The organism is Deltaproteobacteria bacterium (assembly GCA_009930495.1).
Classification (GTDB): Bacteria; Desulfobacterota; Desulfovibrionia; order Desulfovibrionales; family Desulfomicrobiaceae; genus Desulfomicrobium.
In genome coordinates, this window is record RZYB01000296.1 from 1 (window position 1) to 2,248 (window position 2,248).

1 protein-coding gene is annotated in these 2,248 nt (G+C 59.0%); it reads right to left on the reverse strand.

The features are described 5' to 3' along the window. Nucleotides 1-1,956 (reverse strand): hypothetical protein (locus EOL86_13980; GenBank protein NCD26682.1); only part of this gene is annotated, 1,956 nt, incomplete at its 3' end. Nucleotides 1,957-2,248 lie beyond the last annotated feature (292 nt).

Genomic DNA, 2,248 nt, shown 5'->3' on the forward strand with positions numbered 1-2,248 from the left:
GAACTGCGAGATGGACCCGATGAGCAGGACCTTGGCCTCGGGAAAGAGTTCCTTGCCGCGCTTTTGGATAAAACGCAGTTCGTCGGCCGCCTCGCCGGAATTGTAGTCGTCGATCTCGACCATGAGGCGCAGACGCTGATAGTCGTAGTCCACCCATTTCTCGGCCTCGGCCCCGCCCGCGTTTTCGTACAGAAGCAGGAGCTGAGCGACCATCTCGCGGTTGTCCGGGATGGCGTAATACTTCGGGTCTCCGTTGTTCAAAACCTGGTTCATGTCCTTGATGATATCGACGAGGGAATTGACTTTTTTGGTTAATCGCAACTCCTTGATCTCGTTTGTCAGCTGGTCGAATTTGCGCAGGTTTTGCGGGTCCTTGGCCGCGTCGGGGCGATCGAACTCCAGGGCCACGTCGTAGGAGTACAGCGAGCCGACCTGGGAGCGGCCGATGTGGTCCAGGCGCTCCACATAGGGCACGTCCAGGCCGAAGGTGCGGCGGATGTCGAAGGACACCTCGAATCTGGCGATACCGCCCAGGCAGATCAGGCAGATCAGGGCGCAGCCGCCCAGGGTGGTTTTGGGATAGTTCAGCACCCGCGAGCCCAGGGCGTTCATGAGCCGGTCCATGGGACGGCCGGTTTTGACGGCCCGCTCGGTCATGGGCGGACGATTTGTGCCGAAGCTGAGCAGGGACGGCAGCAGCACGATGACCAGCACATAGGTCGCGCCCACCAAGCCGGCGCCGGTCAGTCCGACCCAGCGGATGGGCCGCAGGGGAATGAGCACAAAGGACATCAGGGCCGCCATGGTGGTCAGGGCGCTGAACAAAATCGGCCAGCCCGTTTCCTCCACGGCCAGAATCAGGGACTGACGGCGTTGACCGGTACGCAGGAATTCCTGCTTGAAATAGTTGAAGACGTGGATGGAATAGCCCATGGCCTGGGCCAGGCTCAAAAACACCGGCAGGAAGATCATGGATGGATCGTTGCGGATGCCCAGAAATCCCTGTGCCCCGAAGACAATGACATTGGCGCTGAGGGCGGTCAGCAGGGGAAAGACCACACCGCGCGCGCTGCGCAGGGACAGAATCAAAATGATCACGGTCAGGGCCAGGGAAATGCCCAAAAGACGCGGCGTTTCCTGGGCGAAGAAATTGCGCTTCTCGACGTTGATGACGGGCAGGCCCGTGGTCCGGGGATGCAGATCCCGGTATTTGTCCTGGGCGCAGATTTCGTTGACGACGCGGCCGATGGACAGGTCCGGATTTTCGACATTGTCCTTGGCCCAGTCGTCCGGAATGGGCTTCATGCGCAGCATGATCCAAGTCTGGGTGCCGTCCTCGGACACGATGCGGTTTTTCATGGATGGCTTGGACAGGGCGAGTCCCCTGATCCGCGCCAGTTCTTTCTCGTCATGGGGCACCGGGTCCGGCACCAGGTCGATGATCTCCATGCCCTCGTTCGTGCCATAGGTGAATTCAAAATCCGTGAGCGAAACCACATCGTCGGCATAGGGCACCTTGGCCGTCAGCTCCCGCCCAAGATCGCGAATGGCGGTCAGGATTTCTGGGGTAAAAACATTGTTCGTTTCCACCAGCACGGCGCAAAAATCGTCGTTGCCGAAAATTTCCTCGAAGCGGTCTTTTGTCCGCTGCAGTTCGTCGTCTTCCAGAAACCAGTTGTCCTGATCGATGTCGCTTTCCAGCCGGGTCAGGCCGATTCCGGCAACGAGCATGAGGCAGAAAAACACGGCCAGATTCATCCAGCGGTATTTGAGGATGATCTCGGCCGCAGTCCGGAACCGGGAATTGATTTTTTGAATATTGAGCATGAGAGCCTCCTTGCGGATGTCAGAAGCTGTATTTGAGCTTGATCCAGACCTGGGAATTGTCCTCGTAACGTCCGAACTGCCCGTCGTCGCCGTGGAAAAGATCGGCCCCGGCCAGGACGTGAAAACCATCGCGGATTTCGTAGTCGGCCTTGACGCGGTCGAAGACTTCGGCGTCGTCCAGATCGACGTAGAGCATGTTGGACAGGGTCAGGGTCTGGTTGAGCAGTTTTTTGGAAATATTGAGCGTGGCCAGGGGCGAAAAGGCGTCATCGGCCAGGCCTTCGTCATGATCCAGAATATGCGCGCCGACGAACTGCCCGGTCACGCTCCAGTCGTCGCCGGGCGTCCAGTCCAGTCCGGCCAGCCATTTGAGGCCGTCCTTTGGGCGCGGGTCCTCGAACACGGAGTCCGTGTTCTGGTA